Annotated in this window: 10 protein-coding genes and 2 rRNA genes; 3 read left to right on the plus strand and 9 right to left on the minus strand. The window is 31.5% G+C overall.

Going from position 1 to position 15,719, the window contains the following annotated elements:
• Positions 1 to 270: 270 nt before the first annotated feature.
• A complete protein-coding gene (locus BMUR_RS05320; protein WP_013113575.1) occupies positions 271 to 1,659 on the minus strand; it encodes an MATE family efflux transporter in 1,389 nt (462 codons plus the stop codon).
• Between the two features lie 423 nt (positions 1,660 to 2,082).
• Positions 2,083 to 2,793 carry a zinc metallopeptidase gene (locus BMUR_RS05325; protein ID WP_013113576.1) on the minus strand — a complete coding sequence of 237 codons (711 nt, stop codon included), beginning with the start codon at positions 2,791 to 2,793 and terminating at the stop codon, positions 2,083 to 2,085.
• Positions 2,794 to 3,406: 613 nt separating this feature from the next.
• On the opposite strand from BMUR_RS05325, the gene BMUR_RS05330 reads away from it, so the two are divergent.
• Entirely contained in the window at positions 3,407 to 3,826 is a 420-nt protein-coding gene (locus tag BMUR_RS05330; RefSeq protein WP_013113577.1) for a hypothetical protein, read from the plus strand.
• A gap of 169 nt (positions 3,827 to 3,995) precedes the next feature.
• A complete protein-coding gene (locus BMUR_RS15155) occupies positions 3,996 to 4,121 on the plus strand; it encodes a hypothetical protein (protein ID WP_008730922.1) in 126 nt (41 codons plus the stop codon).
• Positions 4,122 to 4,228: 107 nt separating this feature from the next.
• Here the strand turns inward: BMUR_RS15155 and BMUR_RS05335 are convergent, their stop codons facing one another.
• From BMUR_RS05335 to BMUR_RS05365, 7 genes are all read right to left on the minus strand, one after another.
• On the minus strand, positions 4,229 to 5,659 hold the full coding sequence (locus BMUR_RS05335) for a sodium:solute symporter family protein (RefSeq protein WP_013113578.1): 1,431 nt from the start codon (positions 5,657 to 5,659) through the stop codon (positions 4,229 to 4,231).
• A gap of 142 nt (positions 5,660 to 5,801) precedes the next feature.
• Positions 5,802 to 7,163 (minus strand): MATE family efflux transporter, encoded by a 1,362-nt coding sequence (locus BMUR_RS05340; RefSeq protein WP_013113579.1) that lies wholly within the window; start codon positions 7,161 to 7,163, stop codon positions 5,802 to 5,804.
• A 548-nt stretch (positions 7,164 to 7,711) separates the two neighbouring features.
• Positions 7,712 to 8,446 carry a Bax inhibitor-1/YccA family protein gene (locus BMUR_RS05345; RefSeq protein ID WP_013113580.1) on the minus strand — a complete coding sequence of 245 codons (735 nt, stop codon included), beginning with the start codon at positions 8,444 to 8,446 and terminating at the stop codon, positions 7,712 to 7,714.
• A 160-nt stretch (positions 8,447 to 8,606) separates the two neighbouring features.
• The gene (locus BMUR_RS05350) at positions 8,607 to 8,879 is read right to left on the minus strand and encodes a hypothetical protein (RefSeq protein WP_013113581.1); all 273 of its coding nucleotides are present in this window, start codon (positions 8,877 to 8,879) and stop codon (positions 8,607 to 8,609) included.
• Between the two features lie 141 nt (positions 8,880 to 9,020).
• Positions 9,021 to 9,251, minus strand: coding sequence for a hypothetical protein (locus BMUR_RS05355; protein WP_013113582.1), 231 nt, complete (start codon positions 9,249 to 9,251; stop codon positions 9,021 to 9,023).
• A gap of 74 nt (positions 9,252 to 9,325) precedes the next feature.
• Positions 9,326 to 9,442 (minus strand): 5S ribosomal RNA (gene rrf, locus BMUR_RS05360).
• Between the two features lie 119 nt (positions 9,443 to 9,561).
• Positions 9,562 to 12,551: ribosomal RNA gene (locus BMUR_RS05365) — 23S ribosomal RNA — on the minus strand.
• 650 nt (positions 12,552 to 13,201) lie between these two features.
• On the opposite strand from BMUR_RS05365, the gene BMUR_RS05370 reads away from it, so the two are divergent.
• Positions 13,202 to 15,709 (plus strand): cyclic nucleotide-binding domain-containing protein, encoded by a 2,508-nt coding sequence (locus tag BMUR_RS05370; RefSeq protein ID WP_013113583.1) that lies wholly within the window; start codon positions 13,202 to 13,204, stop codon positions 15,707 to 15,709.
• Positions 15,710 to 15,719 lie beyond the last annotated feature (10 nt).

Genomic DNA, 15,719 nt, shown 5'->3' on the forward strand with positions numbered 1-15,719 from the left:
AATTTTTGATTGAAAGAGATGCTAAGAATAGACCCTATTGCTTTAATGTATACGAATATTCTAATAATAAGTAAATAATACTGCTTAAAAATAAATCTGATATTCTTATAAAAAACAATAAAGGAAAAACTGTATTATTATGATAATGATATAAAAAATATTTATCTAATCATTAAATTAAAAAAATAATTTTTTATAAATTATAGTTATTTAGGTATATATAAAAAACCGGCATTAATATAAATGCCGGTTTTATATTATTAATGTATTTTATGCATTGTTGTAAGCAGCTTCCATATTATTATTCTCTTCTTCTAATGCCTTTCTTTTCATCTTCCTGTAAATATAAATATACATAACTGTGGCTAATGCAACACTTACAATATCTGCTATAGGCTGAGACCATATAATACCATTTATACCAAAGAATTTAGTACCTATAAGTATTGTCGGTACAAATGCTATGCCTTGTCTGCTTAATGAAAGTATAAGAGAAGGTATAGATTTTCCTAATGCTTGGAATGTAGACATAAATACAAACTGAAATCCTATTATAGGAGCTATAGCATAACTTGCTACTAAAAATTTCACTCCGTAATCAATAACCTCTTCATTATTGATAAATACTGCTACAGATACTCTTCCAAATATTAATGATAAAGCTAAAAGTAAAAATCCTGTTATTACACTTACAACACATGATAATTTTATAGCAGCATTCATTCTCTTGTAGTTTTTAGAAGCGAAGTTATAACCCACAAAAGGCTGAAGACCTTGAGAAAGCCCTATAAATACAAGTATAACAAGCATAAATATTCTTTGAGCTACACCAAGACCTGCTACTACATTATCACTATATCCTGCAGCAAAGTTATTGATAAGTATATTTGATGCACTCATAAGTATATTATTGATAGAAACAGGTATACCTATAGAAAACACATTGATAAGTATGTCTTTATGCATAGAAAAATCTTTCACATGTATTGATAGGAAAGATTTTTTTCTTAGTATATGATAGATATAATATAAAGTAGAGCAGGCGTTGCCTATTATTGTAGCTAGTGCCGCACCTGCAACACCCATCTCCATATAAAGTATCATAATAGGGTCTAATACTATATTTACTACAGTACCTATCATCATACCAATCATAGCTTCTTTTGAAGAGCCTTCAGCACGTACAATCTGTCCCATAGCCATTTGATTTACTACGAAAGGAGCTCCGAATGCCGCTATTACCAAATAATCTTTAGAAAATTGATATGTATTAGAGCTTGCTCCTGATATTTTTAGTATATCTTTTATAAATATAAGGTATACTGCCATTGAAATAAAGCCAACTATAATGCTCGCATAAAAAGCAAAAGACGATATTTTTTTTACACTATCATAATCTCTTAAGCCTAGTTTTCTCGATATATAAGATCCTCCTCCTATACCAAAAATATTACCAAAAGCCATAAGAAGCAGATATATAGGCATACAAAGCGATACAGCGGCTACCTGATTGGGGTCGCCTGTTTGTCCTACGAAAAAAGTATCTACCATATTATAAAAAACGTTTACTAACATTCCTAGTATAGTCGGAAGTGCTAGCGTCATTAGAGCTTTATGTACAGGATAATTTTCAAACAGTTCGATTTTTTTATCTGTCATATTGTTAGTACCTCCTAATTTTTATTTTAAAATATATAGTATACTATATATTAAAATTTATCAAGCAATATATAAGAAGAAATTTCTAATTTTTTTCAAAAAGTTATTAATTTTTCCTCTTTTTATATAGATTATAAGCTATATTTAGAGTTCATCATGTAAAATATGTTTTAATATATAAATAGAAGTGTTTTAAGCCTATTAACAAATAATTTTTATTAGTTTGGCATTTGGCAGTAAAATATTTTATAGAGAAATACTTGTTTAATATATAAAAATTGTTTTCTGAAGGAAAATAAAAAAATATTAAATTAAAAATTTAGTTTTGATACAATTATAATAATAAAAGATTATTTATTATTTTTTATAAAAAAAGAGGCATTATTAAAAAATAACACCTCTTTATTTTTATTTAATATAAAATTAATCTCTTCTTCTTTGTGCAAGCATTAAAAGTCTTAAAAGTGTAAGTATAGCACTAACAGCAGCAGCAACATAAGTTAAAGCAGCAGCAGACAACACCTTTTTAGCTCCGTCAAGCTCTTCTTGATCTAAAAATCCGCCCTTATCCAATATTTTTATAGCTCTGTTTGAAGCATCAAATTCTACAGGCAATGTAACAAGCGAGAAAAACACAGCAAATGCAAAAAGCAAAATACCCGCCATCATAATGTAGTAGGAGAAACTTCCAGCACCGCCTATGACAATACCTATAAGCACCAAATAAGGACCAAACTGATCCCCTATAGCACATAAAGGATAAAAACCATTTCTTATAGAAAGCGGAGCATATCCTCTGTTATGCTGTATAGCATGTCCTACCTCATGGGCAGCAACTCCCAAAGCAGCAACATCAGTACCGTCATAAACACCAGAAGAAAGTCTTAATACTCTTGAAGAAGGATCATAATGGTCTGTTAAAGTTCCTCCTATTCTTTCTACAGGTATATCAATACCGTATCCTTCAAGTATGTATCTGGCAGTTTGAGCACCAGTAATTCCTCTTTTATTTTCAACTCTGCTGTATTTTGCATAAGTAGATTTTACTTTCATCTGAGCCCAGAACCCTAAAAGTATACCCGGAATTAGTATCCATATATATCCGAAATAATATTCAAAATATCCGCCAAACATATTAAAAAAACCTCCTATTTTATTTTTAGTATTTTTCATTTATTTATTTGTATATATTATAACATTTTTTTATAACTATGTTAATAGCATTTTGTAAAATATAATAAAACTTCGTATGTATATATAGTGATTTATTATACAATATTTATAATTTTAATAATTGATGCTTTGGTTATTTGCAAGTTAAGGAAGTACAGTTTTGTTGTAAGAGTTTATAAAAAATAATTTTAATTTACAGATTTTGCAAACGCTTCAAAGCCTTGTCATTGGAGGGAGATATTCTTCCTAAAATAGTATGAAACAATACTAATATTTTAAACGCTTCAAAGCCTTGTATTTGAGGGGGAATTATTTATATAAATTAGTATGAAACAGTATTAAATCTTCTATAACTCGATAAACTTTTATACACGAAAATACAGCATAAAATTATAAAAAAATTAAATATTATACTTGATATTTGTTTAAAATAATGTATAGTGTAATAAATTTAAATTTAAATTTTAATTCGTATTTAAATTTAATAATACATTTAAAAATATTTAAATTAAAATAGAAATAAATGTCTTTAATGATATTTATATATAAAAAACTAATTAAAAGGAGTTTTACTATGAGTAAAAAAATTTCAACAATCTTTCTAACCCTATTTTTAGTAGGTATCCTATCAGTAAGCTGTTCAAGCAAACAAGATCCGAAAGGTATAGAACAGTATAACGGTAATAGTTATGTGTCAGCTGAAAGTTATACTGTTGAGCAATTAGGTACAGGATATCTATGGATATCTGTAAAAGATAGTAAAGTTGGTATTTCGGCTAGTGCCGACAATGCTAATGAGCCTACATATGAAGGATATTTTTCTGTAACAGGTTCTGGCACTGATTATAGTTTTTCTAATCCTGATACTCAAGGAACACCAAATGCTATTGTTGGTACTTTAAAATTTTCTGATAATTCTGTAACATTGAACTTTACAAAAAATACAGTAATGCCTAGTATTGAAAATACAGATATAGTTTGCAATAAAAAATAATAATCAATCATATTTTTAGTTAAAGGCTTTGCTTGTATTTTCAGGTGAAGCCTTTTATTTTTGTATGGCTTTTTATATTTATACAAAAATAAAATTCTTAAAAATTATGACAGTTTTTGCCGCAAACATATGTATAATTAAAGCATAACAAAATTAAAGGAGGCTTTTTATGGCTCAAAACTTTTACTGCGAATATTGCGGTGCTAAATACTCATCTATAGCTTCACTTACTAGCGGTTATTGTCTCAAACACCCTAATGGTCCTAACAAAGGAAAGCATGCACCTGCTTTATAATTTATAATTAATGAAAAATCAATCATAAAATTATCTCACACAAAATAAAGGCAGATAAAAGATTTATACATCTTCTATCTGCTTTTATTATATTTTAATCAAATATTTTATTTTGTATTTGAAGCATCAGGCTTAGGCTGTATTATAGCAGAAAGAACTAAAAATACTATTAAGCTAGCAGCTATACCAGGTATTATAGGGTCAACTCCAAATAAATTTATATTTTTATTGTATTGGAAGAATATTGTAACAACACTTCCGGCTATCAATGATCCCATACTAGCAGCTGCAGAGAGTTTTTTGTTTGTATAGTTTCCAAATAAATACGGAATGAATACTCCTGCCGCACGCAGACTAAATGAAAACATAAGTATTGTTATTAAGTTTGAAGCCTTAAAAGCTATAAACATAGATATAAGCCCAACGGCAATCATGCATGCTCTTCCAAGAAAAAGTAACTGTTTGTCAGAAGCATTTTTATTAATATATTTTTTATATATGTCATTTGTTGCTATTACTGACACTGCAAGCATATCAGAGTCCGCAGAAGACATAGTAGCAGATATTAAGGCAGAAAACAATAATCCAACTATAACAGGAGGCATTGTATTCATAGCAAGCACTGGAAGTATATATCTAGTACCTTCAGAAGTTAAAAGTTCAGAAGTAAGAAGTCCGTCTTTGACTACACTTGAAGCAATAAGTCCTAAAAAAGCTGGAAACAATGAATACAATATGCATACTAATCCCCCTACTAAAGAACCAATCATAAGTGATTTAGAGTCTCTTGCTGAAAAGAATCTCTGACTTATTTCAGGTCCTACAGAATATGAAGCTATATACATTATAGTAAGTGATATTATAGTAGGCCACCCCATACCAGCAGTTAAAGACTTTTGTGACTGTGTTAAATTAGAAACCACATGCTCAAAACCGCCTGCATAATGCAAAGCAAAAGGTATAGCTGCTAAACTTCCTATAAAAACTAAAGAGCCTTGAATCAAATCAGTGAAAGCAACACCCCAAAGTCCTCCCATAGAAGAATATGCTGTAACTACTATTGTAACTATTACTACTGATAGTTTATAATTCCAACCTGTCATAACAGTCAAAATACTTGCGGAAGCTATTATCTGAGCGGCTGTTATACCTATCATAGGAAGCCCCATTATTATTGAAGTTACCAAAGCATTAGCCTTTCCGTATCTTTTATAAAAATATTCTGATACAGTAGTAACCATTGCATTTCTAAATCTCTGAGCCAAAAAAGCAAGAACTAAATATGCAATAGAAGCAGTTATTACATACCAAACAGCAGAAAGTCCCCATTTACCATAGGCCTGCTCTGCTAAACCTAAAGAAGTACCTCCTCCAATATTTGTAGCAGCTAAAGTTCCTGCTAAAAGTACAGGTCCTAAATTCCTGCCAGCCAATGCAAAATCATTACTATTGTTAACCTTTTTGCTTGAATATACACCTATAAAAAGCATAGCTGCTAGGTATACAATTACTATAATTATTACTATAGTTCCTCCCATACACAAAACTCCTTAAATATTTTTTGTTTTTTATAAAAATATGAATAAGTCATTATAATATTTTTTTGATTTTACAAAGCCATTTTTTTGTAAAAAATACAAAAATTTTTAGATTATTTTAAAAAATCATAATATTTTTATATTAGTTTGTAATATTAGCATTTTTCTGCCATTTATTAGATTTCAAATAGTAAAGACTAAATAAAGTATTTATTATATAACATATACCCATAGAAGCCCATATACCTATAAGTTCAAAATGAGCTGATAATGCATAAGCTAAAATAGTTCTTAATATAAGCGTTGTTGATGTGGTGAAAGCCATTATTACAATAGTTTTTCCTGCTCCGTTTATAACGCCATTACATACAAACATCACAGAATAAAAAATAAATATAGGCATGATAGTATAAATATAGCTTTTAGCATATTCAAATACTGAAACATCTTTTGTAAACATTCTTATAAGCAGATAAGGATTAGTTATTGAAAATATACTCATAACAGAAGATATTATAAGTCCTATTATAATGCCGCTTTTAAATATTTCTTTTACTCTATCTAATTTTTTAGCTCCAATATTTTGTGCCGACATTGTCATAACAGCATTACCCAAAGCACCTATAGGCATGATAAATAATGATTCCACTCTATTAACAATAGCCACAGTTGCACTTGCAGCCTCTCCAAAACTACTTATAAGCCTAGTTATTACAAGCCAGCCGAAAGCTACTATAAATTGATTGAATGAAATTGGAATCCCTAATTTCATTATTTTTTTAGTCATTTTTAAATCGAATGTGAATATAAAAGGATTAATTTTGATGAAGCTGTTTTTCATTCTTAAATATGTTGTGCTTATAAGTACGGAAGTAAACTGAGATATTACTGTAGCAATGGCAGCACCTTCAAGTCCCATAGCAGGTATTATCAAAAAGCCTTTTATAAGTATTGGGTCTAATATTATATTAAGCATAGAAGATATAATTAAAAATATTAAAGGTCTTACAGTGTCTCCTACTGCTCTAAGTATAGAAGATATAAAAAAATAAGCATATGCAAATGGAAGCCCTATTATAGATATTCTCAAATATATAAGTGCCATGTCCATAGCATTTTCTGGAGTATTCATGATTTTTAATATAGTTCTTGAAAATATAAGCATAAGAGAGCCTACAGTAAAAAGTATTATAACTCCCAATGTAGTAGATACTTTTATAACATGGCTTACAGTATCATAATCTCTAGCTCCGTAATACTGTGATACTATAACCCCGTTAGCCATATTAACTCCGAATGCAAAAGATCCTATTAAAAGCATTATTGGAAAACTCACAGCAACTGCAGAAAGCCCAAGCGGTCCTATAATATTACCTATCCAAATACTGTCTGCTATATTATACACAACATTCAGTATATTAGACAATAATATTGGTATAAGAAGTTTTATTAATGTGGGAACGACTTTTGATTCTGTGAGGTCTGTTCCTATATGATTGTTCATTTTTTATTATACCTTCAAATTAAATTGTAATGAATATTATAAACTAAATAATAATTAATTAAATAGAAAAATATTATTTTTATAGAGATGAATTTTAATCTGTAATGGGATTTTTATTATAATGGGCGGTGTATAAGACAGCAAATTAAAAAAACGCTAGGGTGGGCATGCTTTTTTATGTAGATATAAAATAATAGAAGTATAGATTAAAGAGTTTATATTTACTTGCAAAACATAAAGGGTGGGGAGTGAAAATAAAATTCAAAAAAATTATTTACATACCCCGCCCTCTAAAATTTTATTGCGTTGCTATAATTTATTAATGCTTATTTTTTATGATATTATAATTGTAAAAGCAAGCCCGCCCAAGCTTTTATTATTTTTAAGAACGTTGTTTAACGCACGATTAATATTTCATAATTATTAAAGCTTAAAAATAAAAAAGAATATAATTTTATTTTTAAATCTATTTAGCGTGCGTATTAATCAATAAAAAAGCATGCATATTGTTAATTTATGCATGCTATTAAATTCAAATTACATAATCTTTAATCTCTGCTTCTAGTTTTAGCTAAAAGTTTTAATATCTCCAAATAAAGCCATACTAAAGTAACAAGAAGTCCAAAAGCAGCATACCACTCAAAATATTTAGGCATATTATACTCTTCACCTTTCTCCATAAAATCAAAATCCAAAAGAAGATTGAAAGAAGCAATAAGAACTATTACAATACTTATTCCAATACTTAAAGGACTTGAACCATACAAGAAAGGTATTCTAGTACCAAAAAATGACATTATGAAATTAACTAAATATACAAGACCTATACACAAAGTAGATACCATAATCACACTTCTCAATTTTTCTGTTACTCTTATTATTCTAAATCTGTATAAAACTAACATTATAAATAAATCTAAGAATGTAAGAAACACAGCCTGAACAACTATACCATTATAGGCAGCATTAAATACATAAGAAACAGCCCCTATAGCAATACCTTCTAGTATAGCATAAAGTATAGAAAAAACTTTAGACAATTCTTTTTTGAAAGTCATTATCAAAGCTAAAACAAAAGCAGCTATAGACGAACCAAAAGCAGCAGGATAAATCATCTCTGGTCTTTTTGCCAAAACAAAGAATACACTTACCATAGCCGAAAGCATTAATACTAATGTTAGTATTATTGACTTGTTAATTGCCCCATTAAGAGTCATTGTATTTTCATTTTCATAACTTGATGCATAATTAAATGCCTTATCTGATAATACTGGATTTGCCATTATTTTTAAACCTCCAAAATTATTTTTATTTAAGTTACTATTATATAATAAGTTTAATAAAATACTAGTATAAAGTCTAACTTATTATTTTAAATAAAGTAATATTTTTTATATTTTTATGATAAAACTATAAATATAATTCTTATAAGAAAAATTAAATTTATTCATCTTCCTCATATTTTACTATTTTCTTTATAAGAATTGCAGCAATTAAAGTAAAAACAAGTAATATAAGTTTATTAAAAATTACTGATATTAGGTGAATGATTATAAATGCTATTAAAAAAGATACAGCATATTTTGAAAAAGTATTTGGAAGATAAGAAGCATTTTCTAATTTAAGATTATAAATAACTAAAGTAAGCGGTATAACAATTATAATACTAAATATAGAACCAGAAATAACCATAATCTTTTTCTTTTCTTTCTCCATTATTCACAAACCTCCAAAATGATTTTTATTATATAATAAATAAAAATAGCTATATAATGTATATATAACTGATTATTTTGAATAAAGTAATATTTTCAATATATCATAAATATAATCTGTATAAATTAGTATGCATTTATACTAATCTTTCATTCTTCTCTTAATTATCTTAATTATAATAACACATACAAATATAGCAGCAATAAAAGGAATAGCAAAAATAAAAGATACACTAGGAGGAGCGGAAGCCCCGTCAAATTTAACTGCATAGAACATATAACCATAATTGAAGGCAACTACAGTAACCATCATATAAGAAAATAAGTATGCTATAATTTTAATAGTTTTTATAATTCTTTCTTTATTACTCATAATAAACTCATACAATGAATAAAATAAAAAAAATCCCAACAGAAAAAATCTATTGGGATAAATATATAATATATACCCGGCAACGTTCTACTCTCCCGTAAAGCTACCCTTACAGTACCATCGACGATGAAAGGCTTAACTGCCGTGTTCGGAATGGGAACGGGTGTATCACTTTCTCTATGGTCACCGAAATAATATTAACAAATTAAAAGAACAAAGTTTTAAGTATCTTTGTCAGATATATAAGAGCGTAGATTGTCTCATTCTACTCTTTTATTATGATTTCCTTATTTAAGAAGAAAACGATAATATGGTCAAGTCATTGGTCTGATTAGTGCTGCTCAGCTGAACAGGTATTTCTTCCCTGCTTACACTTGCAGTCTATCAACGTCGTAGTCTCCAACGAAACTCATAGGGAAAGTTAATCTTGAAGGAGGCTTCCCACTTAGATGCTTTCAGCGGTTATCCCGTCCGCACATAGCTACTCTGCGATGCTCTTGGCAGAACAACAGATACACCAGCGGTGCGTTCATTCCGGTCCTCTCGTACTAAGAATGACTCTTCTCAACTTTCCAACGCCCACAACGGATAGGGACCAAACTGTCTCACGACGTTCTGAACCCAGCTCGCGTACCGCTTTAATTGGCGAACAGCCAAACCCTTGGGACCTGCTCCAGCCCCAGGATGCGATGAGCCGACATCGAGGTGCCAAACCTCCCCGTCGATATGAACTCTTGGGGGAGATAAGCCTGTTATCCCCGGAGTACCTTTTGTCCGTTTAGCGATGGCCCTTCCACTCGGGACCACCGGATCACTAAGACCTACTTTCGTACCTGCTCGAGATGTCTCTCTCGCAGTCAAGCCACCTTATGCCTTTATACTCTACTACCGATTTCTATTCGGTTTGAGGTGACCTTTGCACGCCTCCGTTACTCTTTAGGAGGCGACCGCCCCAGTCAAACTACCCGCCTGACAATGTCCGACTGCCGGATAACGGCTAATCGTTAGAATCCCATTTTGCGAAGGATGGTATTTCAAAGATGGCTCCATGAAAGCTGGCGCTCCCACTTCAAAGCCTCCCATCTATTCTACACATCACAAAACAAAACTCAATGTCAAGTTATAGTAAAGGTTCACGGGGTCTTACCGTCCTGTTGCGGGTAATCAGCATCTTCACTGATAATTCAATTTCACCGAGTTCTTCCCCGAGACAGTGCCCGGATCGTTACACCATTCGTGCAGGTCGGAACTTACCCGACAAGGAATTTCGCTACCTTAGGACCGTCATAGTTACGGCCGCCGTTTACTGGGGCTTCAATTCGAAGCTTCGCTTACGCTAACCTCTCCTTTTAACCTTCCAGCACTGGGCAGGTGTCAATCCCTATACATCCATTTACATGTTTGCAGAGATCTGTGTTTTTGCTAAACAGTCGGCCAGGCCTTTTCACTGCGACTCTCCTCTCAATATTGCTACCAAGATTCAAGCGTCTCTTTTTCCGAAGTTACAAGACTAATTTGCAGAGTTCCTTAGGGAAGATTATCTCGAGCGCCTTAGAATACTCATCTCACCCACCTGTGTCGGTTTGCGGTACGATTATGACATGCCTAACCTTAGAAATTATTTCTCGACAGCCTAGCTCACGCAACTTCCTGAACCCGAAAGCCCAGTCACTATCCAGCCTCAACCTTAAAGCAACAAGCATTTTACTCATCACAAGTCTAAACTGTTTGACGTTATCTACCAATCTAACGCGTACGTAAACAATCTGTGTCATTCCATCGAAACATATCATAGTACAGGAATATTTACCTGTTTCCCATCGACTACGCTTTTCAGCCTCATCTTAGGGGTCGACTAACCCTAGGCAGATTAGCTTTACCTAGGAAACCTTGGGTTTGCGGCGAACGGGTTTCTCACCCGTTTTCTCGTTACTCATGCCTGCATCCTCACTTCTTATACCTCCAGCCCGCCTTACGGCGAACCTTCAACGGCTTAAAGAACGCTCTCCTACCAATTATAGATTAACTCTATAATTCCCTAGCTTCGGTACTATGTTTGAGCCCCGTTACATTTTCGGCGCAAGAACACTCGACCAGTGAGCTGTTACGCACTCTTTAAAGGAATGGCTGCTTCTAAGCCAACCTCCTGGCTGTTTAAGTATTCTCACATCCTTTCCCACTTAACATAGATTTTGGGACCTTAGCTGAGGATCTGGGCTGTTTCCCTTTTGACAATGACGCTTATCCGCCGCTGTCTAACTGCCATGCTCTTAACTTACGGTATTCGGAGTTTAGTTGGGTTTGGTACTCGGTTAGGAGCCCTAGTCCATTTAGTGCTCTACCCCCGTAAGTAAACACATAACGCTGCCCCTAAAGACATTTCGGAGAGAACCAGCTATCTCCAAGTTTGATTAGCCTTTCACTCCTACCCACAAGTCATCCAAAGCCTTTTCACGGCCACTGGTTCGCACCTCCATTCGATGTTACTCGAGTTTCGCACTGCTCATAGGTAGATCACTTGGCTTCGGGTCGTATAGCACGCAACTAATGTCGCCCTATTAAGGCTCGCTTTCACTACGACTACAAGGCTATTACCTCTTAATCTTGCTACGTACTATAAGTCGCAGGCTCATTCTACAAAAGGCACGCCATCAGGCCTTCTACTATTGCTAGCAGGGTCCCCTCTGACTACTTGTAAGCTTAAGGTTTCAGGTTCTATTTAATAACCCTCAACGGGAGACTTTTCACCTTTCCCTCACGGTACTCTACACTATTGGTCACTGGTTAGTATTTTGCCTTGGATAGTGGTCTACCCAGATTCAAACAGGGTTTCACGTGCCCCGCCCTACTCAGGAACGGTAAAACCTTGTCTATATGATTTCGTGTACGAGACTATCACTCACTATGGTCTGCTTTTCCAAAACAGTTCCACTATCATATAAAGCAAAGTCGATGCATGTAAGTACATCACTCACCGCCCTACAACACCATAATAACAACGCCTTACAACTTGACATTATTATGGTTTAGGCTCTTCCCCTTTCGCTCGCCACTACTTAGGGAATCTCAATTTTGATTACTTTTCCTCCAGGTACTTAGATGTTTCAGTTCCCTGGGTGTCGCCTCATAAACCTATGGATTCAGTTTATGATATAGAAGGTTTACTTCTATAGGTTTTCCCATTCGGTGATCTGCGGATTATAGAATATTTGCTTCTCCCCGCAGCTTATCGCAGCTTGTCACGACCTTCATCGCCTTCCAGTGCCTAGGCATCCACCTTAAGCCCTTACTTACTTGACCATATTATCCTTTTCTTCTTCATTATTTCTAACATCAAAGCTAAGTTTAATACATCAAATTGAATGAGACTTTTAGCTAATTAAAGCTGTTTCTTATCTAATTCTTTAGTAACGCTCCGCTTAATTGTTTCTACTCTAAGACACACAATCTAATTGTGTTTTCTTTATCTAGTGAAGATTTTTATAATTGCTGATTTCCGTATTTATGTTGGAAATTACTTTCTAAAAATCTACGCTCTCATATATCTGTCAAAGAACTTTAAGTTTTTTTTTCATTTTCAGTTGGTGTTTCGTTTCTTTCGTTTTGTTTTTTGTTTCTCATCAACTGTTTTATTATTATAGCATACAGCTCTAAAAACGCAATAGGTTTTAGAGGCGGTTTTTTAAAAAAATCATTATATTTTTGCAATTTATTGATTTTATACTACATTTTATACAAATTTTGGTGTGATTAAAATTCTTAAAGTTAAAAATACTATTTTTGAACCCAAATTTTTTATAAAAAAACACAAATTTGGGCAAATTTTGGCTATTCAAGAGGAAATTTCTAAGCAAAAATTCCAAAAATATACAAAAAACTAGCATATTTTAAAAAAATAATATATAATTTTGGAATATTAATAAATATAAAATTAGAGAGAGTTCAAAATTATGAGTGTAAGTATTGAAGAAAACGGAAATATTAAATTAAAACCAAATTCTATTATTTTTTATGAAGGAGAAAAAGTACAAAATATATCTATAGTTACTAATGGAGAAATAGATGTTTATATATCTTCTAAAGACATATTGGGAATTGAAGATGAAAATGAAATTATGCGTTACAGCTGCAGGCTATTTTCAATACCTAAAAATATTATGATTGGTATTGGAAGCTATAAAACTAATTCTAAATATATGTTTTCTTTCAAATCAAAAGATGATACTGAAATATATGCTGTAAAAACTCCAAATCAGGAATATGTTAAAACATTTTTTAAAGTTAATAAATCATACCTTACTAATTTATATCATTCTATAGCTTATGTTATCTTAAAATCTTATGAAGAATATATTAAAATAAAAAGAATTAATGATGATGTGAAAATAATATCTTCAAATCTTGCTGTTATATATTTTAATTTGCAGCAGACTAAATCAAAAAATATAAAATCTGAAATGCTAAAAAAATACAAGGAAACTTATGAAGATTCTATAAACTCAGGTTTTAACTTCCCTACTTCCTTTGACGTAGATTTTATAAGAGCTGATCACTCTGAAATATACATGCATAATAAAAATCAGTTTGACGAAGAAGAAAATACTGAAAAACTAGAATTTGAAATTGATTATGTTAGAAGATTTTTAACTATGCCTAGAAATATTAAAACTCAATTCTTCTCATACGACACTAATATGAGTTTGGATGCATCGCATATGCTTTATGAAACTCTAAAAAAAATATCATCTTTGCTGAAAACAGAAATAGTTGAAGCTATAGAAAATATTTTATTTTTATCATCAAATGAAAGCGAATCATTGTTTGGAGAATATGTAAAAACAGCTTCTGAATTAGATAAACAAGGCAAGGATAATGATGTATGGGTTAAATATATAAGGTTTATGTCAAGTATCATAAAAGATATTTACAGCAAAATAAAAACTCAATATGATTATGACCTTAATATAGATACTGAGGAAATGGATTCTATATTAAAAAGAATCTCTAAAAATAATTATTCTGCAGATGAAATTAGTCCGGATATAGACGGTATTGATAATATAAAAGTTACTATAGGATTTGAGGAACTTCCTAGTGAAGTAAAAGATCCTGCTAAAAAATTAATAGAAATGTCTGGAATTGATGAAAATAAAGCTAAAAGTTTTATGAAATCTCTAAATGCATTTAGAAAATTGAGAGATAAATTTAGTACAGAAGACGATGTAAGAAAAATAAGAAGAGGTGTTACAACTGTATTCTTTGAAATATATAAAGAAATAGCAAAAAGAGCTATAATAAATGGGGAAAACAGCAGACTTGTAAAAATGTTTCTAAACTTCGGATATATGGACGATCAGCTGCTTACACCAAATCAAATAATGGATTTGTACGAAATTAAAGACAAAAGCAAAACAAAAAAAATAAATGTTTTCTATATAGACGAATGGCTTCAGAAAATATACGATAAAGAAGAACCGCCTTCTGTAAATGGATTTGGTCAGGACTACAGAGAAGCTTTAAGAGAATTAAAAAAACGAGGTACTATAAGCGATAAAGAACTTGAAGAGCATTGGGAAAGTTCTTCTAAAAGACTTGAGTATGAAGTTGAAAATATGATTGAAACTACTCATAGACTATGCTATGGTCAGGTTAGCGTATATTTCCCTATACTTCATAAAGATATGATTACAAAAGATTTTGAAAGAGCATTAATACGAAGAGATGTAATGGAAAAATCTATGAAAGATATTACAGATATAGATTTCTCTGCATTCTATAGAGAGGTATTATATAAAAACAAAGAATTAAATATAGAAAAAGAACTAGTTATGCAGGAAGTACTTCCTAATATAATACTTATGCCTACATTCGGTTCAAGAGCTATAATGTGGGAAGAACTTTCAAGCAGACAAAAAAACAGTACTGGAAGATTCTTATTCCCTATATTTACTTCAGAAGACTTAGAAGCTCTTCTTATACCTACAATCGGGGCATTCAGATGGGAATTATGCAAAACTATGCTTGGACCTGCTTGGAATGATATTACTCAGATGTCTATTACTTCTGAATACAGCGATTATGTTCAGTTCTATAAGAAAAATAGAAATTTGTCAGATGAAGCTAAAGAAAAATTAAAAATACAAATTAAAAAATGCAGAAACAATCTAAGAGAAGTATTTGTTTCAGACTACAACCTATGGATAAAATACGAAAGCAAAGGTATTATGCGTCTTAACAGAGTAGCAAGAGGTATATTATATAGACAAGTTCCTTTTGCTAAAAACATAAGAGAGGAACTAGCTAAACAGCCTATGTTCTCAGAGATAGCAAACAGATTTAAAAATATCAGAAGCAAAAAAGCTACAGAGCTTGAAAACAGATATTTTAAATTTACAAAAACAGGAAATCCTCTGCCTTATGAATTACAGCATCATATAGAGTTCTATAAAGATATGTAATAAGACAGTA

Origin of the sequence: Brachyspira murdochii DSM 12563, assembly GCF_000092845.1 — a bacterium.
GTDB classification, from domain to species: Bacteria; Spirochaetota; Brachyspiria; order Brachyspirales; family Brachyspiraceae; genus Brachyspira; species Brachyspira murdochii.